Below are 17965 nucleotides of genomic sequence, written 5' to 3'. Positions count from 1 at the left end.
TGTCAGGGCGAGATGCTGGACCCGCGGACGATCAGGTCGGGGGGCAGCAGGCGGGCGGGTGGCGGGTCTCCCGCCGCCGGGGGCTTGAGCAGGGCGGCGATCATCGCGTGGCCGGCCGCCTCGATCGGCTGCCGGACGCTGGACAGGTCGAGGGCGGAGGCGGTGGGGGTGTCGTCGAAGCCGACGACGGCGAGCCGGGCGCCGCGGGCGTGCACGGTGCGCAGCACCCCGGCGGCGAGGGTGTCGGTGGCCGTGACGATCGCGGTGGGCGGGTCGGGGTCGTCCAGGAGCCGGGCTGCGAGGGCGGCGCCGACCGCGAGGGAGTCCTCGCCGCGCAGGTCCGGCCCGGGCGGCAGGCCGAGCTCGGCGCAGGTGTCGCGCCAGCCCTCGGCGCGCCGGTCGCCGACGCCGCCGTCGGGCGGCCACCCGGCGAAGGCGATCCGCCGGTGCCCGGCCTCGGCGAGGTGGCGGGTCGCGGCCGCGGTGCCGGCGGCGTTGTCGACGTCGACCCAGGGGTGGCCGCCGTCGTCGCCGGTGCGGCCGAACGCCGCGAACGGCACCCGGTGCGCGCGCAGCGCCGCCGGGCGCGGGTCGCCCACGTGCAGGCCGTAGAGGACGAGGGCGTCGATCGCGCCGGCCTTGTGCAGGGCGACGGCCCCGGCCACCTCGCCCTCGGCGTCGTCGGCGGTGTAGAGCAGCAGGTGGTGGTCCTCGGCGCGGCCGGCGTCGGCGAGGGCGTGCAGGAAGCGGTCGTGGATGCTGGCGAGGGCGTGCGGGTGCACGGGCTCCAGGCGGTAGCCGATCATCCGCGACGACGAGGCGCGCAGGCCCTGGGCGAGACGGTTCGGCCGGTATCCGAGCTGGTCGATGGCGGCCTCCACCCGCTCGCGGGTCTCCGGCCGGACCCGCTCGGGTGCGTTGAGCACGTTGGACACGGTCTGCCGGGAGACCCCGGCGGCCTTCGCCACGTCCTCAACAGTGGGCTGCACATTCGCTCCCGAATGTCGTATGGTGCGTCGTGTTGAACGTTCAAAAAGGCAATCGGGGAAGCGTTTGAACGTTCAACACCGGATGTCGGGACGTTCCCACTCGCTCGTCGGCTTGTCAAGAGGTACCGATATGCGCCAGCCCTACCTGCACGAGCACGTCACGTGCGTGGCCGCCCCCGCGACCTGGCTCTCCGGCCCGTCCGGCGACCTGCGCGCCGACCCCGACGGCCTGTTCGTCGAGGACCGCCGCGTCCTCGCCCGGCTGACCGTCACCGTGGCCGGGCACGACCCCGTGCCCATCGGCGCCCGGCGGGCCGGGGCGGCCGCGGCCGAGTTCGCCGCCGTGGTGCGCGAGCTGGGCGACGACGGCCCCGACCCGACCGTCACGCTGACCCGCCGCCGCGAGGCCGGCCCGCGCGGCGGCACCGAGACCCTGGCGCTCGCGAACGCGTCCCACGAGTCGCTGCGCGCGACCGTCGAGGTGTCGGCGGCCACCGACTTCGCCACCATGGGCGCGGTCAAGGACGGCCTCGCGGCGCAGCTGTCCACCGTGGACGTCTTCCCGGAGGCCGCGTCGCCCGATGGGATGACGGTGACGGTCGCGGCCGAGCCGGCCCCGGCCGGTCCCGGGCTGCGCTGGGAGGTGACGCTGGCCCCGCGGGAGACGTGGACGGCCCGGCTGACCTTCGCCCGCACCGACACCGCCGGCGCCGCACGGCCGGCCGGCTCGTCGCCGCTCGCCGTCACGGCCGGCGACCGGCGGCTCGACGCGCTGGTGCGCACCGGGGTCGAGGACCTCGAGGCGCTGCGCCGCAGCGACGGGCCCGACGTGTACTACACCGCGGGCAGCCCCTGGTACCTCACGCTCTTCGGCCGCGACTCGCTGTGGGCCGCCCGCCTCGCGCTGCCGCTGGGCACCGAGGTCGCGGCCGGCACCCTGCGCGCCCTCGCCCGCCGCCAGGGCACGCGGCACGACCCGGACACCGACGAGGAGCCGGGCAAGATCCTGCACGAGGTCCGGCCGGCCGACGCGTCGTACCATCTCCCGCCCGTCTACTACGGCACCGTCGACGCGACCGCGCTGTGGATCAGCACCCTCGCCGACGCGTGGCGCTGGGGCCTGCCGGCCGCCGAGGTCGAGCCGCTGCTGCCGAACGTCGAGCGGGCCCTGGACTGGCTGGGCGGGCACGACGGCTTCATCGCCTACCGCGCGAACGGTAAGGGCCTGGTGAACCACGGCTGGAAGGACTCGGGCGACGGTGTCCAGCACGCCGACGGCCGCATCGCCCGGGGGCCTCTGGCGCTGAGCGAGGTCCAGGCCTACGCGTACCGGGCCGCCCTGGACGGCGCCGCCCTGCTCGACGCGTTCGCCCGCCCCGGCGCCGAGACCTGGCGCGCGTGGGCCGCGGACCTCGCCGAGCGCTTCCGCAAGGCGTTCTGGTGCCCGGGCGGCTACCCGGCGATCGCCCTGGACGGCTCCGGCGAACAGGTCGACAGCATCGCGTCGAACATGGGCCACCTGCTCGGCACCGGCCTGCTCAACGCCGGCGAGAGCCGCGCGGTCGCCGGCCACGTCGCGGCGCTGGCCTCGCCGTTCGGGCTCCGCACGGTGTCGCCGGCCTCGGCGGGGTACAACATCCTGTCCTATCACCTCGGCTCCGTCTGGCCGCACGACACCGCGATCACGCTGCTGGGCCTGGCCCGCGACGGCCACCACACGCAGGCCGCGGCGCTGGTGCGGGCGCTGCTGGCGGCCGGGGAGCGCTTCGGGTTCCGGCTGCCGGAGCTCTACGGCGGCGACGACGCCGCCACCGCGTACCCGGCGTCCTGCCGCCCGCAGGCCTGGTCGGCGGCCGCGGGCCCGGCGCTGCTGACGGCGCTGCTCGGGCTCGACCCGGACGTCCCGGCGGGACGGGTCACGATCAGTCCGCTGGCCCCGTCCCCGGTCGGCGCCTTCCGCGTGCGGGGGCTGCGCGTCGCGGGGGCGCACCTCGACGTCTCCGTCGCGGCCGACGGCACCCCGACGATCCACAGTGGACCGCCCGGTCTTCAGGTGGCGAGGAGGTCCGGCGGCGCCGGGGTGTAGCCGGGGGAGCGCAGGGCCGTGAGGGGGTTCTCGGCGCCGGCGAAGACCAGCGTCGCGCTCCAGGCCGACGGAGATGCATGCAGGGCCCGTGCACATTGCCCCTGGCGGCGAAAAACTTCCAGCGTTAGTTTGGAGCGCATGAGCGCGACCCTGTCCCTCGCCGCCGTGCTGGCCGAGTCGGCCCGCAAGCACCCGCAGCACATCGCCGTCGTGGACGGGGAGCAGCGGGTCACGTACGAAACCCTCTGGCGGGAGGCGCTGTCCTGCGCCGCCGCGCTGCGTGATCTCGGCGTGGGCCCGGGCGACCGGGTCGCGCTGCAGATCCCGAACGTCGTGGACTTCCCCCGGGTGTACTTCGGGGCGCTCGCCCTGGGCGCCGTCGTCGTGCCCGTGCACCTGCTGCTGACGGCGCAGGAGGCCGCGTACACGCTACGGGACAGCGGCGCCCGCCTGCTCGTGTGCCACCCGGGCCTGACCGCGATGGGCTCGGAGGCGGCCGCGGCGGCCGGCGTCCCGCTCGTCGCGCCCGCGGACCTGCTCGGCGCCGCGCCGCTGCGCTCCTACGTCTCGCGGGCGCCCGAGGACCCGGCCGTCGTGCTCTACACCAGCGGCACCACCGGCGAGCCGAAGGGCGCCGTGCTCACCCACCTCAACCTGGTCATGAACGCGATGGTCAACGTGTTCGACGCCAACGACGCCCGCCCGTCCGACGTGGTGCTCGGCTGCCTGCCGCTGTTTCACACCTTCGGCCAGACCGTGGGCATGAACGGCACCTTCCGCCTCGGCGCCACCCTCGTGATGCTGGCCCGCTTCACCGGCGAGGCGGCGCTGGAGCTCATGGTGCGCGAGAACGTCACCGTCTTCCACGGGGTGCCGACCATGTACGTCGCGCTGCTCGCCGCGGCCGAGGGCCGCGCGGACCTGCCGCGGCTGCGCCTGTGCGTCTCCGGCGGGGCCCCGCTGCCGGTCGCCGTGCTCGAGAAGTTCGGCGAGACCTTCTCGACGGGCATCTTCGAGGGGTACGGCCTGTCGGAGACGTCCCCGACCGCGACGACGAACCAGCCGCACTTCGGCACCCGCGCCGGCACCGTGGGCCACCCGATCTGGGGTGTGGAGGTGGAGATCGCCCGCCCCGAGATCGAGGAGCGCATCGAGCTGCTGCCGCCCGGCTCGCTGGGCGAGATCGTGGTCCGCGGCCACAACGTCTTCGCCGGCTACCTGAACCGCCCCGCCGACACCGCCGCCGCGATCGTGGACGGGTGGTTCCGCACGGGCGATCTCGGCACGAGGGACGAGTCCGGCTTCGTGACCATCGTGGACCGCAAGAAGGACCTCGTGATCCGGGGCGGGTTCAACGTGTACCCGCGCGAGGTCGAGGAGGTCCTGGCCCGGCACCCGGCGGTCATGCAGGCGGCCGTGATCGGCGTGCCGCACGAGGTGCACGGCGAAGAGATCTGCGCGGTCGTGGTGCGGGACCCGACGGTGGCGGTCACGGCCCCGGAACTGGTGGACTGGGCGCGGGAACGGCTGGGGCGGCACAAGTACCCGCGCGAGATCCGCTTCGTGGAGACCCTGCCGCTCGGCCCGAGCCACAAGGTCCTCAAGCGCGAGCTCCGGCGCACGTTCGACCTGCTGTAACTTGGGGCGATGGCAAAGGGCAGGGCGAGGGCGATCGCGCTCTACGGCGAGCCGGTGCTGCACGCCCCGTGCGCGCCGGTGACCGGCTTCGACCGCGACCTGGCCCGGCTGGTGGCCGACATGATCGCCTCGATGAAGGCCGCCGACGGGGTGGGCCTGGCGGCGAACCAGATCGGCGTGCCGCTGCGCGTCTTCGTCTTCGACTGCCCGGACGCCGACGGCACCCGCCGGGCCGGGCACGTCGTGAACCCCGTGCTGTCGCCGTTCTCCCGGCGGGAGGCCACGACGAGGGACACCGAGGGGTGCCTGTCGGTGCCGGGCCCGCACACGGAGCTGCGGCGGGCGGCGCTGGCGACGGTGACCGGCGTGGACCTGGAGGGCCGCCCGGTGACGGTGACGGGCAGCGGCTACCTGGCGCGCTGCCTGCAACACGAGTGCGACCATCTGGACGGCACCGTGTACGTCGATCTGCTGTCCGCGCGCCGCCGCCGCAAGATCCTGACCGAGGCCGGTCTGGGCGAGCGGCCGGGACGGGACTGACCGGCACACCACGGCGGACTGGAGCAGCGATGCGGGTTGTGGAAGGCTTGCTGTACCTGGCTTTGCAGAGCGTCGGCGCCGCGCTGTTCGCCAACGCCGTGGTGTCGGTCGGGTTGCTGCGCCGGCCGACGACGCAGCGGATGTGGGGCACGCTCGGCGCGCTGCCGAGGGCCCGTTTCGTGGCGTACTTCGGCGGCCTCGGCCTCGCCTGGTTCATCGCCGTATGGCTGATGTGGTTCTGGCGCGGCGCGCCGTACACGGTGCCGATCGCCGCCGTTCTCGCCGCGATCGCGCTCGTGCTCGCCGTCGGGTGGGCCGTCGCGGTTGTGCGGAGGGCTCGCTGACGGGTGGGTTACGTTGGGGGCATGGTGACCCTGGACGAGGTGGCGGCGCTGGCGCTGCGGCTGCCCGAGGTGGCTGAGGGCGTGCGCTACGGCAACCGCAGCTGGGGCGTCGGCGGCAAGGTGTTCGCCTGGGAACGGCCGTTCAGCAAGGCCGACATCAAGCGGTTCGGCCGTGAGGAGCCGCCGCCCGGGCCGATCGTCGCGATCAGTGTCGGCGATCTCGGGGAGAAGGAGGCGGTGCTCGCCGAGGGCCGGCCGGGGTTCTTCACGATCCCGCACTTCGACGGGTACTCGGCGGTGCTCGTCGCGTTGCCCGCAGTGCAGCTGCGGCACGTCGAGGAGTCGCTTGTGGATGGTTGGCTCTCGTGCGCGCCGCGCGGGCTCGCGGAGGAGTACCTGGCCGGGCGCTGACGGTTCGGCAAACGCGTTTCCCCGCGCGCCGGGCGGGTAGCGGGACGGGTATGGCGGATATCGATTCCCGGGCCGGTCGTGAGTACGCGCGCAAGGCACCCGACGAGCGGCCGCTGCGAGGGTACGCCGCGGTCCTCGGGATCTTCGCGGGGGCCGCGGGGGCCGTGGCCGGCGCGGCCCGGCTCACCGGGCGGGAGCTGCCCGAGCGGCCCGCGGCCGGTGACATCGCGCTGCTCGCCGTGGCCACGCACAAGCTGTCGCGGCTCATCACCAAGGACGCGATCACCAGCCCGATCCGGGCGCCGTTCACCGAGTTCGAGGAGCCCGCCGGGGAGGCGGAGCTCAACGAGAGCCCGCGCGGGCACGGGGCTCGCCACGCCGTCGGGGAGCTGCTGACGTGCCCGTTCTGCACCGGGGTCTGGGTGGCCGGGGGACTCGCGGCGGGGCTCGTGTTCGCGCCGCGGCTGACCCGGTTCGGGATGGGCGTGGCCGCCGCCGTCGCCGGGTCGGACTTCCTGCACCTGGCCTACGACGCGGCCAAGCGGAAGGTCGCTTGACAGATCTATTCATTCGATGAATAGTCACGTGCGTGACCGCGTCGTACGTGCTGCTCGGCCTGCTCGGTGCCGGGCCGCGCCACGGGTACGACCTGAAGCACGCCTATGACCGCACGCTGCCCAAGGCCAAGCCGCTCGGCTTCGGCCAGGTGTACGCGACGCTCGGCCGGCTCGAGCGCGACGGGCTCGTCACCCAGGCCGGGCAGGACCGCGCCGCAGGGCCCGACCGGACCGCGTTCGCCATCACCGCGGCCGGGCGCGACGAGCTCGAGCGCTGGGTCGCCACCGTCGAGCCGCCCGCCCCGCACGTCGGGGCCGCGCTGCTGACCAAGGTGATGGTCGCGCTGCTGTGGCCGGACACCGGGCGGGCCGTCGCCTATCTCTCCGCCCAGCGCAAGGCCCACGCCGACCGCCTGCGCGAGCTCACCGCGGCGAAGGCCGCCCCGGGGGCCGGGCTCGGGGACGTCATCGCGGCCGACTACGCCATCGCCCATCTCGACGCCGACCTGGACTGGCTGCGCACCACGCTGGCCCGGGTCGCCGGCCTGTCCCGGGGAGCACCGACATGACCGACATCCTGAGTGCCCGGGCGGTGGTGCGCTCCTACGGGGCGACGCCGGCCCTGCGCGGCGTCACGCTCGACGTCGCCGAGGGGGAGATCCTCGCCGTGACCGGGGCCAGCGGGTGCGGGAAGTCGACGCTGCTGCACTGTCTCGCCGGGATCATGCGGCCGGATTCGGGCGAGGTGACGTACCGCGGCAACCGCATCGGCACGATGAGCGAATCGGCCCGCTCGCGCCTGCGGCGCACCGAGTTCGGGGTGCTGTTCCAGTTCGGCCAGCTCGTCGCCGACCTGACCGCGGCCCAGAACGTCGCCCTGCCGCTGCTGCTCGCGGGGGCCGGGCGGCGGGAGGCGCGCACCGCGGCGCTGGGCTGGCTGGAGCGGGTCGGGGTCGCCGACGTCGCCGACAGCCGGCCGGGGGAGATGTCCGGCGGGCAGCAGCAGCGGTGCGCGATGGCCCGGGCGCTGGTGACCGGGCCGCGGGTGGTCTTCGCCGACGAGCCCACCGGCGCGCTCGACACGCTCACCGGGGAGCAGGTGCTCGGCCAGCTCGTGCGGGTCGCGCACGAGCAGCACACCACCGTCGTGCTCGTCACCCACGAGGCCCGCGTCGCCGGCTACGCGGACCGCGAGATCGTGCTGCGCGACGGGGAGGTCGACGCCACCGGTCTGGGGATCGCGGTACCGACCGGCAGGCACGGGCGATGAGGGCAAGCACCCTGCTGCGGCTGGGCCTGGCGGGCTCGCGCACCGACACCGTGCGGGTGCTGCTCACCGCGCTGAGCTCCGCCCTGGCCACCCTCGTCGTGCTCACCGCGGCCAACGTCGTGGCCATCGGGCGCTTCTCGTTCGGCGGCACCGGCTCCGACGAGTGGGCGCAGCAGTACAGCAACGCGCTGTTGCGGGAGCCCGGCCTGCGCCCCGGCACCACGCTCACCCTGCTGCTCATGACCATCCCCGTGTTCGCCCTCGCGGGGCAGTGCACCCGGCTCGGCGCGCCCGAGCGGGACCGGCGCCTCGCCGCGTTGCGGATGGCCGGCGCCACGCCCGCGCAGACCGTCGCGATCTCCAGCGCCGAGACCGGGTTCGCCGCGCTCATCGGCTCCCTCTGCGGGCTCGGGATCTTCGCGGCCGGGCACCGCCTGCTGGACCGGCCCGGGCCGGACGGGCTGCTGCCGCTGCCGACCGACGTCTGGCCGGCCGCGTGGTTCCTGGCCGTGGCCGTCGCCGGGATTCCGGTGCTGGCGGCGCTCGCCGCCGCGATCGTCATGCGGCGGGTCACGGTGAGCCCGTTCGGGGTCGTGCGCCGGGTCCGCCGCACGCGCGGGCCGCGGCCGTGGGCGGGCGTCTTCATCCTGCTCGGCACCGCCATCCTGGTCCTGGTGGCGTCGATGCCGAGGCTGCACTGGTTCCCGCCGGGCTGGCTCGTCGCGATGCTGCTGCTCACGGGCGTCGCCTCGGCCGGGCTCGGGGTCGTCCTCGGCACCGGGTGGCTGACCTGGTGGGCCGGTCGCCTGCTGGCCCGCTTCGCCCGGCGTCCGTCGACGGTCCTGGCCTCGGCCCGGCTGGTCGCCGATCCGTGGAGCGGCAGCCGCACCCTCGCGGTTCTGCTGATCTGCGTGCTCTTCGGCGCCGGCGCGGCCGGGATCCGGGCCCAGTTCACGGCCGTCGGCGAGGCCCGGCGCGCCTACTACGCGCTGACGAGCCCGGGCGACCCGCGGCTGCAGCAGGACGCGCAGGACCCCTTCTACCTGCGCACCATGGATCTGGTCGACCTCGCGGTCTACACCGCCATCGGGCTCACGGCGGCCGCCATGCTCGTGATCGTGGCGGAAGGGATCGTGTCGCGGCGGCGCGAGTACGCCGGGCTCGTCGCGGCCGGCGTGCCCCGCGGCACCCTGGGCCGGGCGATCCTCTGGCAGGGCCTGCTGCCCGCGATCCCGGCCGTGCTCCTCGCGCTCGTCGTCGGCGTCGGGCTGGCGCGAACGCTCGGCACCGAGGAGCGCTACGGCGGCTTCGAGTCGGCGCAGTGCCTCGCGGCCGACGAGGAGGCGTGCCGCACCGGCAACCCGCGGACGCACCCGGAGCAGTGGCGGGTCGAGCGCGATCCGCAGGTCGTGCGGGCGGTGGCCGTACCGTGGCGGGACCTCGCGCGCGACGGCGGGGTGGCACTGCTGGCGGTCCTGGCCACGACCGGCGCCGGCCTGGTCTTCCTGCGCCGCAGCACCGACCTGTCGGAGCTGCGCACCACGTAGGGCCCGGTGACGCGGCTGCGCCACGGCACCGCCGACTGCTCGGACCCGTACGAGGGCGACGAGTGCCGCATCGAGCGGGGTTGACAGGCGTGCGAAAGTGGCGGTACGACGAGAGAGCGCTCTCTCGCAAGATCGATCCGGGAGTCACCGCCATGACGTCTCGCCCGCGCCTGCTCGGGGGCGCCCTCGCCCTCGTGCTCGCCGCCGCCCTCGCCTGGGTGCTCGTCCCGCCGGCCCACGCCGCCGAGGTCGTGCTCTCGCAGAACAAGCCCGTCACCGCCTCCTCGCAGGAGAGCGCCGGGACCCCGGCCACCGCCGCCGTCGACGGCAACACCGGCACCCGCTGGTCCAGCGCCTTCGCCGCGAGCCAGTGGTTCCAGGTCGACCTCGGCGCGGCCGCGTCCGTCAGCCGCATCGACATCACCTGGGAGAACGCGTACGCGAAGGCGTTCACGATCCAGTTCTCGTCCGACGGCAGCGCGTACACCCAGGCCTACTCGACCACGACGGGCCCCGGCGGCAAGCAGAGCATCGCGGCCACCGGCACCGCGCGGTACGTGCGCATCAACCTGACCACCCGGGCGCTGGCGGCCTACGGCTACTCGTTCTGGGAGTTCCAGGTCTTCGGTACCGCGACCGGCAGCCCCGCCACCACCCGCGCGATCAACGGGCTGTCCCTCGTCAACGACGTGTCCCGCAAGCCGATCCTCGGCCTGAGCCCGCTGGTCGACGACGCGGTCGTGGACCTGACCCGCCTGGCCAACCGCAACCTCAGCCTGCGCGCCGACATCGCCGCCGGGGTGAGCCCGGGCAGCGTCACCTTCACCATGACCGGCGCCAAGGGCAGCACCTACACCCGCACCGAGTCGCAGGCGCCCTACTTCCTGTGCAACGACTACGTCGACTGCCCGCTGCTGTCCACGCCGGACACGTACACCCTGACCGTGCAGGCGCTGTCGTCCTCGGGCGCGGCCCTCGGCCCCGCCTACACGATCCACTTCACCGTGACGGCGACGGCCACGGCCCCGGCCGCCGTGGACGTGCTGTTCGTGGGCAACAGCCTGCTCGGCACCGCGACCGGGGCCTCCGGCGAGGACACGCCCGCCCTGGTCAAGCACCTGGCGTCGGCGGCCGGGCGCACACTGAACGTCACCGAGGTCATCCACTTCGGCAACACGTTGCAGCAGACCTGGGACGGCGGCGAGGTCGCGACCGCCCTGAGCGGGGCGAAGCGATACGACTACATCGTGCTGCAGGAGTACTCCACGCTGGTCGCGACGAACCCCGCCCAGGCGACGAACACGCTGCTCGGCACCTACGCGCCCACGTTCGCGCGCTCGCTCAAGCCGGGCGGGCGGATCGTGCTGTTCAAGAACTGGGCGCTGGTCGACCCGGCCCCGTTCGCGACGCGGGCGGCGGAGACGGCGGCGATCGACACGAACTACGCGGCCCTGTCGGCGTCGCTGGGCACCCCGAACCTGGTCGCCCCGATCAGCGACGAGTTCGAGACGATCATCGCGGCCAACGGCACGTCGTACCTCATCGTCGCCGACGGCAAGCACCCCAACGACACCGCGATCTACCTGGACGCCGCGACCCTCTACGGCATCCTGTTCCGCGAGTCGCCGCGCGCGCTGTCCAACCAGTACCTGGCGGCGGCGGTGGCGACGAACATGCGCAACGTCGCCGCGGCGGCGATCGGCTACTGATCCTGTCCGTTCCGCCGAGGCATTCTCCTTGCCGTGTTGCAACGATTTTCACCGTGCGTGCTGCTCGTTTCGCCACGGTCCTGGTCGCGGTGCTGCTCGCGGGGGCGTGCGGCTCCTCCGGCTCACCCGGGCCCCAGGGCGCGCCGCCGCCCCCGACCACGGTCCCGGCCGGGCCGCCGCCCACCACGGCGGCGGCCGGGCCGGGGTCCGGGTCCGGGGCCGGGGCCGGCGTGGGTGAGCAGGTGCTCAAGACGGTCACGGTGAGCGAGCCGAATCCGTACGGCAACTTCGAGTACGGCGACAACTCGCCCGACTACCAGCCCGGCAACGCCGGCAACGGGGTCCGGTTCAAGTACTGGGACTGCCAGAAGGCGCCCGCGGACGTGTTCAACAACGTCGTCTTCCGCATCGCGGTCGGCACCAACGGCGACAACGGCTACCTCGACGGGCACGACGAGAGCGACCGCAACCCGGTCGAGGGGACCACGCCCACCGGCCAGGGGCTCATCCACGTCTGGGGCACCGGGCCGGAGGGCCGCAACCACTACCCGGTCGACGTCGTCAGCGAGGGCCGCTGCAAGTTCCGGCTCGACTTCGTGACGCAGGGCGCCGGCGGGGCGAACGCGCGGCAGCCGATCTGGAAGCAGGACGGCCACGGCAACGACAACCTCGACACCCCGGCGCTGAAGACCCCGTGGCAGCTCGCGTGGTCGTACAGCTGCCCGGCGCCGCAGCGCTTCGAGATCGCCGACGACAAGCTCGGCGGCCGTGACATCGTGTCGAAGTCCGGCACCGGCGAGAGCGGCGTCTTCGAGCAGGGCGGCAGCGCCGGTGCGCGCACGCTCATGGTGGTCACCCCGGACGAGTGCACCTGGACCCTGGCGCTCTACCAGTAGACGGCGCTCCAGCAGGGTTCGCGGCTACCGGTGGCGCAGCGTGTCCGACGGCAGCTGGCCGTAGACCTCGTGGTAGTGGGCGGTGAACCGGCTGTGGCTGGCGAACCCCCACCGGGCCGCGACCGCCCCGACGGTCGTCGTGGCCGGGTCCGCGTCGAGCAGGTCGCGGTGGGCGTGCTCGAGGCGGACCCGCCGCAGGTAGGCGCCCGGCGTGGTGTCCAGGTGGCGGCGGAACGCCAGCTGCAGCGTGCGGATCGTGACGTGCGCGGCCGCGGCCACGTCGGCCGGGCTGATGTCGCGGTGCGCGTTGGCGTCGATGAAGGCGACCGCGCGGCGCAGCGTGACCGGGTGGGCGTCGTGGCGGTCCTCGATCGTCGGCTCGTGGCTGACGTTGCTGGGGAAGGTGGCCAGCGCGGTCGCGAGCAGCAGCCGGGCGGCGTTGCCGGCCAGCAGGGGCTCCAGCGCGGCCGGGGTGTCGGCGACGTTGTCGCGCACGAAGTCGTAGGTGGTGCCCCACAGCCGCGCGGCCTGGGCCGAGAGCGGGTGGAAGCCGGTGAACCGGAACGGCTCCGCGCCGCGGTCCGGGCCGGTGTCGGCGACCTGGGCCAGCAGCGCCGGGTCGATGACCGCGAACTCCAGGTCGACGTCGATGTTGATGGACTGGTAGGGCGCGTCCGGGTAGGCGAGCATGAAGATGTCGCCGGCCTCGTTGTCGCACTGCTCGGCGCCGCGGCGGTAGGAGAAGGAGCCCCCGAGCACGCGGCCCATCGTCACCCGGCGGATCGGGTCGGCGTCGACCTGGAAGCGCATCGTGAACGTGTTGTGGTGCAGCTCGATCGGCCCCACCACGGTGCGTGCCACCCGCGCCCGGGGCCGCTCGCCGGTGCAGCTGAAGCGCATCGCGCCGTAGGTCGCCACGAGCATCTGGTGCGCGGCCTCGGCATCCGTCGTCTCGAACAGCGTCGCCACGCTCACACCCGCAGGGTCCGGCTGGGCGGCTGGCCGTAGACGGCCCGGTACTCCGCGGCGAAGCGGCCCGGGTTGGCGAAGCCCCAGCGCCGCGCGGTCTCACGCACCGTGACGCCGTCGCCGGGCCCGGCGGCCCGCAGCTCGCGGTGGACGCGCTCGAGGCGGACGCGGCGCAGATACTCCATCGGCGTGATCCCGAGGTGGCGCCGGAACGCGACCTGCAGCCCCCGCGAGCCGACCCCGGCCGCGGCGGCGACCTCGGCGACGGTGAGCGGGCGCTCCGGGTTCTCCTCCATGAACGCCTTCGCGCGGCGCACCACGGCCGGGGCCACGCGGCCGTCGGCGGGGGTGCGCGCGGCGGTCATCGTCGTGTTCGGGAACACGCTGAGCATCGTGACCGCGCCGAGGCGCCGCAGGTGCTCGGCGAGCAGCGGCGGGAGCTCCAGGCCGGGCGTGGTGAGCTGGCGGGACAGGTAGGCGGCGGTGCCGGCCCAGTATCGCCGCATCGCCTCCGACACCGGTAACGCCCCCTCGAATCGCAGGTCGGCCGCGGGCAGCCCGGTCTCGGCCTCGGCCAGACCCGCCACATACGGCAGCGGGAGGCTCACCGCGCCCACCGCCGAGCGTCCGTATTCGCCGACGAACGAATGGCTCACCGGGAACAGCATGCCGTCCTCGGGCCCCACCTGGATATCCCGGCCCCGGGCCCGGACGGTGATTTCACCACTTTCGACGATGCCCGCCAGGAGGTACCCGACCGGCTCCGAGGCCGCCGAATACCCCACGCCCCCGAGCCGCACCCGCAGCCCGCCGAGCTCGCCGTGCTCGCGCGAGCGCATCGACAGATCGACCTCGGCCGGATCCGTGAACGTGATCCGGGCCCGGTGCGTGACGACGTGGTTCAACGCTTCCGCGATCACGTCCCGGTCCCGGGTGCGGATGTCGACCAGACCCGGATGACCTGCGGTCGAATGCACGATCCACCTCCAGTTTCCGGCACGTTACCCGCTCAGTGACGTTCCTGTCCGGATAACGCACCTTCGCACTTGAGCTAACCACACGGCGATCGTTCGCTTGGCGTGGTAGTGGGGACCCTTTGCCCACCGTCACGCTGGGCACACTCACAGTGGGCGCCGCGGCTCTTCCCGGCACGGTTCGCGCCGCGCGGCCCTGTCCGGGCGCCGCCGGCGTTGGCCCCTGCCGGTCGGCCGCCGCCAGGGTGGCCGCCGCCGCTCGGCTGCCGGGCGGTGCGTCGGCGCCCACGACGCCGGTGTCAGGCACGAGCGCACGACGGGACGGGAGCGACGATGGCCACGGGCGACGACCGAGCCGGCTGGATCACCACGCGGAACCGCCCGGAGTCGCACACCGTCCTCGTCGTGGCCGGCGGTCGCCTCGAGCGCCTGAACCGTCCCCAGCTGGCCGCCGTCCTGCGCGCCGCCATCGCGAGCGCCCCCAGCGCCGTCGAGGTCGACATCGACCGGGCCACCCTGATCGACCCGGCCATCGTGCGCGCCCTGCTCGACGCCCGCGACCTGGCCGCCGAATACGGCTGCGGCTTCCGCGTGCTGGACCCGACCGGCCTGCCCGCGAGGATCCTGGAGGCGACGGGCACCCGCGCGGCGCTGTGCGACCCGGCCCCGCCCCCGTCCGCGTTCCGTCTGCGCCGCTGAGGCCGCCGCGGTGCCGCGATCGGCTCCGGTTCGCCCGTGCCGCGATCGGCTCCGGCCATGCGGTCCCGCGGGCCGGCCGCTTGAATGGGACGGTGACCGCACCGCCGCCCCGCTCGCTCATCTTCCTGTTCGCCGTCGCCGGCGGTGCCGCGGTCGGCAACCTCTACTGGGCCCAGCCGCTGCTCGACCTCATCGCCCACGACCTGCACGCCTCCAAGGCCGCCGCCGGCTGGCTCATCACCGCGACCCAGCTCGGCTACGCCGCGGGCATCCTGCTGATCGTCCCGCTCGGCGACGTGCTGAACCGCCGCCGACTGATTCCGATCATGCTCGTGTGCTCCGCGGCCGCCCTCGGACTGTGCGCGGCCGCCCCGTCGATCGGCACGCTGCTGCCGGCCATCACCGCGCTGGGCGTGACCACGGTGGCCGGCCAGATCCTGGCTCCGCTCGCCGGCGACCTGGCCCCCGAGCAGCAGCGCGGCCGCGTGGTCGGCACCGTCGCCTCGGGCATCCTGACCGGCATCCTGGCCTCGCGCACCATCAGCGGCCTCGTCGCGGGCGTGGCGGGCTGGCGGGCCGTCTACGCCGCCGCCGCGCTGGTGATGCTCGTCCTGGCCGCGGTCCTGGCGCGGGCCATCCCGGCGCTGCCGCCGAAGGACCGCCTGCGCTACCCGGCCCTGATCGCCTCGATCGCCACGATCGCCCTGCGCGAGCGCGCGGTCCGCTGGACCCTGGTCCTGGCGGCGACGGGCTTCGCCGCGTTCACCCTGTTCTGGACCGCCCTGACGTTCCTGCTGAGCGGGCCGCCGTTCGGCTACCCGGCGCCGATCATCGGCCTCTTCGGCCTGGCCGGCCTCGCCGGGGCCGTGGCCGCCCAGCGAGCCGGCCGCCTGCACGACCGCGGCTGGTCCCTGCCGGCCACCGGAGCCGCGTGGGCCGCGATCCTGCTGTCGTTCGCCGTCGCCGCCTTCGCCCGGCACTCCGCCGTCCTGGTGGTCGTGGCGATCATCATCCTGGACGTCGCCATGCAGACCCAGGCCATCCTGAACCAGTCCCGCGTCTTCGCCGTCTCCCACCAGGCCCGCAGCCGCCTGAACACCGCGTATGTCACCGGCATCTTCGCCGGCGGCGCCCTGGGCTCGGCCGCGGCGGCCGTGTTGTGGTCGGCGGGCGGCTGGACGGCGATCACGACCGCCGGCCTGGCGCTGAGCGCGTTCGCCCTGCTGGTCTGGGCGCTGGGCCGCCGTGGCCCGCTGATCCCCGCCGGTCCGGCCCCCACCGCCGACGAGACCACGGTGCCCCGGTAGCCCGGCGACCGCGAACGATCACCCGGCCGCTCGCCGCCCGCCGCCCCGCCGTGCGGTGGCCCGGCCGTGCGGTGGTTCGCGCCGGCCGGGCCGGGCTCGTCAGGAGGGCTGCGCGGTCAGGCAGAAGGGCTTGCCCGCCGGGTCGGTGAAGACCCGGAAGAACCGGCCCGCGCCCGGCTGCCGCGCCGCCCCCAGCGCCACCACCGCCGCCTCCCCGGCATCGAGGTCGTCCACCTCGATGTCCAGGTGGACCTGCTGGGGGTGGGCCGGGTCCGGCCACCGCGGCGCGCTGTAGTCGGCGACCTGCTGGAACAGGATCGGCTGGGCGCCGTCCTCGCCGATCATCGCGACCCCGTCCGCCTCGTAGGTCAGCGGCTTGCCGAGCACCTCGGAGTAGAAGCGGGCCAGCCGGTTGGCGTCGGGGCAGTCCAGCATCACGCCCATGAGGGTCACGCCGGTCACGTCCGGGGACAGGCACAGGTCGAAGGGGTGGCCGGCCGGGTCCGTCAGGGTGTGCCAGCCCTCGTTGCGCTGCTGCAGCGTCGCGCCCAGCGACACCGCGCGGGCCGAGCCGGCCTCGAGGTCGGGCACGCGCAGGTCGAGGTGGGCCTGCTGGGGCTGCGACTGGCCGGGCCAGCGCGGCGCGCGGTGGTCGGGGGCGAGCTGGAAGGCGACCCGCCAGCCGTCGGGCGTGCCGAGCGTGATCCAGCCGTCCTCGACGCTGTCCTCGGACCAGCCCGCCAGCGCCTGGTAGAACGCGGACAGCCCGGTGATGTCGGCCGCGTCGAGCACGACCATCTCCAGCTTGCCGATCATGTCGCCCCCAACTCTGCGAAGTCATCGACATTGTGCCCGGGGGGTACGACAAAAATCGGCGAGCGCGGTATCGCGCCGCCGGAGCTGGGGAAACTGATCTGCATGGCCCGCGACACCACCACCGATCAGCAGCACGAGCTCGTGGCCGAGCCGACCGAGGCGCCCGGGGACCCGCAGACGCCCGGTCCGTCGGCGCCGAGCGTGACCATGGCCGTGCCGCCGCAGTGCCCGACGCGGACCAGGCTGTACCGCGACGGCGAGCTGCTGGACGAGGGCTTCCCGGCCGAGCAGCTCTCCGAGCGCCTGGCCGCCGACGAGCGGGCCGTGGTGTGGCTGGACCTGTACGACCCGGACCAGCGGGACCTGCAGATCGTCGTCGACGAGTTCGGCCTGCACCCCCTCGCCGTCGAGGACGCCATCACCTCGCACCAGCGCGCGAAGGTGGACCGGTACCGCAGCCATCTGTTCGCCAACATGTACGCGGTGAGCGTCGACGGCACCGCGGTCACGCTCACCGCCGGCGAGATCGCCGTGTTCATCACGCCGCGGGCGCTGGTCACGGTGCGCAAGGACGACTTCGACATCGACACGCTCATCGCGCGCTGGGATCTCAACGCCGATCTCGTGGACGCCGGCAACCAGGTCAGCGCGCTGGTGTACGGCCTGATCGACGTCGTCGTCGACGGGCACTACCACGCCGTGGAGCAGCTCGACGACGCCGTCGACGAGCTGCAGACGCACCTGTTCCAGGCCCACACCGACGTGGACGTGCGCCGCCGCGCCTACGAGCTCGGCGCCAGCCTGGCCGCGCTGCGGCGGGTGGTGGCCCCGATGCAGGAGGTGGTGAGCCGGCTCTCCCGCGCCGACAGCCACCTGCGTGACGAGGTCCTGACGCCGTACTACCAGGACGTCTACGACCACGCCCTGCGCACGGTGGAGTCCGTCGACGCCGCCCGCGACCGGGTCGACCGGATCGCCGACACCCAGCTCAACGAGCAGGCCGCCGAGCTCAACGAGATCACCAAGCGGCTGGCCGCCTGGGCCGCGATCATCGCCGTGCCGACCGCCGTGACCGGCTTCTACGGCCAGAACGTCCCCTACCCGGGCTTCGGCCGGACGGGCGGCTTCGTGGCCAGCTGCGCGATCATGCTCTCGCTGGGCGCGCTGCTGTACTGGTACCTGCGCCGCAACCGCTGGCTGTGACGCGGCGCCT

At 74.3% G+C, this 17965-nt stretch carries 18 protein-coding genes; 14 read left to right on the top strand and 4 right to left on the bottom strand.

Annotated elements, in window-relative coordinates; translation table 11 throughout:
- Positions 1-2: 2 nt before the first annotated feature.
- Positions 3-989: a LacI family DNA-binding transcriptional regulator gene (locus ACQP2P_RS31180; protein ID WP_433606855.1), complete on the bottom strand. Its 987-nt coding sequence runs from the start codon at positions 987-989 to the stop codon at positions 3-5.
- A gap of 130 nt (positions 990-1119) precedes the next feature.
- On the opposite strand from ACQP2P_RS31180, the gene ACQP2P_RS31175 reads away from it, so the two are divergent.
- From ACQP2P_RS31175 to ACQP2P_RS31125, 11 genes are all read left to right on the top strand, one after another.
- The gene (locus tag ACQP2P_RS31175; RefSeq protein WP_433606853.1) at positions 1120-3075 is read left to right on the top strand and encodes a glycogen debranching N-terminal domain-containing protein; all 1956 of its coding nucleotides are present in this window, start codon (positions 1120-1122) and stop codon (positions 3073-3075) included.
- Positions 3076-3213: 138 nt separating this feature from the next.
- Positions 3214-4713, top strand: a complete 1500-nt coding sequence (locus ACQP2P_RS31170) for a long-chain-fatty-acid--CoA ligase (RefSeq protein WP_433606851.1) — start codon at positions 3214-3216, stop codon at positions 4711-4713.
- A 9-nt stretch (positions 4714-4722) separates the two neighbouring features.
- Positions 4723-5253, top strand: coding sequence for a peptide deformylase (def, locus tag ACQP2P_RS31165; RefSeq protein WP_433606849.1), 531 nt, complete (start codon positions 4723-4725; stop codon positions 5251-5253).
- 29 nt (positions 5254-5282) lie between these two features.
- Positions 5283-5597 (top strand): hypothetical protein, encoded by a 315-nt coding sequence (locus tag ACQP2P_RS31160; RefSeq protein ID WP_433606847.1) that lies wholly within the window; start codon positions 5283-5285, stop codon positions 5595-5597.
- Positions 5598-5618: 21 nt separating this feature from the next.
- Positions 5619-6008 carry an MmcQ/YjbR family DNA-binding protein gene (locus ACQP2P_RS31155; RefSeq protein ID WP_433606845.1) on the top strand — a complete coding sequence of 130 codons (390 nt, stop codon included), beginning with the start codon at positions 5619-5621 and terminating at the stop codon, positions 6006-6008.
- A 50-nt stretch (positions 6009-6058) separates the two neighbouring features.
- Positions 6059-6565, top strand: a complete 507-nt coding sequence (locus ACQP2P_RS31150) for a DUF1360 domain-containing protein (protein ID WP_433606843.1) — start codon at positions 6059-6061, stop codon at positions 6563-6565.
- A 32-nt stretch (positions 6566-6597) separates the two neighbouring features.
- The gene (locus ACQP2P_RS31145) at positions 6598-7134 is read left to right on the top strand and encodes a PadR family transcriptional regulator (RefSeq protein ID WP_433606841.1); all 537 of its coding nucleotides are present in this window, start codon (positions 6598-6600) and stop codon (positions 7132-7134) included.
- Positions 7131-7835, top strand: coding sequence for an ABC transporter ATP-binding protein (locus ACQP2P_RS31140; protein WP_433606839.1), 705 nt, complete (start codon positions 7131-7133; stop codon positions 7833-7835). Before ACQP2P_RS31145 ends, ACQP2P_RS31140 begins: the two co-directional genes overlap by 4 nt.
- Positions 7832-9382 carry an FtsX-like permease family protein gene (locus tag ACQP2P_RS31135; RefSeq protein ID WP_433606837.1) on the top strand — a complete coding sequence of 517 codons (1551 nt, stop codon included), beginning with the start codon at positions 7832-7834 and terminating at the stop codon, positions 9380-9382. Before ACQP2P_RS31140 ends, ACQP2P_RS31135 begins: the two co-directional genes overlap by 4 nt.
- A gap of 152 nt (positions 9383-9534) precedes the next feature.
- Positions 9535-11091, top strand: coding sequence for a discoidin domain-containing protein (locus ACQP2P_RS31130; protein ID WP_433606835.1), 1557 nt, complete (start codon positions 9535-9537; stop codon positions 11089-11091).
- A 53-nt stretch (positions 11092-11144) separates the two neighbouring features.
- Complete coding sequence (locus tag ACQP2P_RS31125; RefSeq protein WP_433606833.1) at positions 11145-11987, top strand: hypothetical protein; 843 nt, start codon at positions 11145-11147, stop codon at positions 11985-11987.
- 24 nt (positions 11988-12011) lie between these two features.
- Here the strand turns inward: ACQP2P_RS31125 and ACQP2P_RS31120 are convergent, their stop codons facing one another.
- Positions 12012-12962: a helix-turn-helix transcriptional regulator gene (locus tag ACQP2P_RS31120; RefSeq protein ID WP_433606831.1), complete on the bottom strand. Its 951-nt coding sequence runs from the start codon at positions 12960-12962 to the stop codon at positions 12012-12014.
- Positions 12959-13933 (bottom strand): AraC family transcriptional regulator, encoded by a 975-nt coding sequence (locus ACQP2P_RS31115; protein ID WP_433606829.1) that lies wholly within the window; start codon positions 13931-13933, stop codon positions 12959-12961. Before ACQP2P_RS31115 ends, ACQP2P_RS31120 begins: the two co-directional genes overlap by 4 nt.
- 330 nt (positions 13934-14263) lie before the next feature.
- Between ACQP2P_RS31115 and ACQP2P_RS31110 the strand changes: the two genes are divergently transcribed.
- Positions 14264-14629, top strand: a complete 366-nt coding sequence (locus tag ACQP2P_RS31110) for an STAS domain-containing protein (protein ID WP_433606827.1) — start codon at positions 14264-14266, stop codon at positions 14627-14629.
- A 92-nt stretch (positions 14630-14721) separates the two neighbouring features.
- Positions 14722-15936 (top strand): MFS transporter, encoded by a 1215-nt coding sequence (locus tag ACQP2P_RS31105; RefSeq protein WP_433606825.1) that lies wholly within the window; start codon positions 14722-14724, stop codon positions 15934-15936.
- 99 nt (positions 15937-16035) lie between these two features.
- Here ACQP2P_RS31105 and ACQP2P_RS31100 read toward each other — a convergent pair whose 3' ends face one another.
- Entirely contained in the window at positions 16036-16752 is a 717-nt protein-coding gene (locus ACQP2P_RS31100; RefSeq protein WP_433606823.1) for a VOC family protein, read from the bottom strand.
- 102 nt (positions 16753-16854) lie between these two features.
- On the opposite strand from ACQP2P_RS31100, the gene ACQP2P_RS31095 reads away from it, so the two are divergent.
- Positions 16855-17955, top strand: a complete 1101-nt coding sequence (locus ACQP2P_RS31095; RefSeq protein ID WP_433606821.1) for a magnesium transporter CorA family protein — start codon at positions 16855-16857, stop codon at positions 17953-17955.
- Positions 17956-17965 lie beyond the last annotated feature (10 nt).

The organism is Dactylosporangium sp. CA-139114, assembly GCF_050955725.1.
Classification (GTDB): Bacteria; Actinomycetota; Actinomycetes; order Mycobacteriales; family Micromonosporaceae; genus Dactylosporangium.
This window is presented reverse-complemented; position numbering and strand designations above follow the sequence as displayed.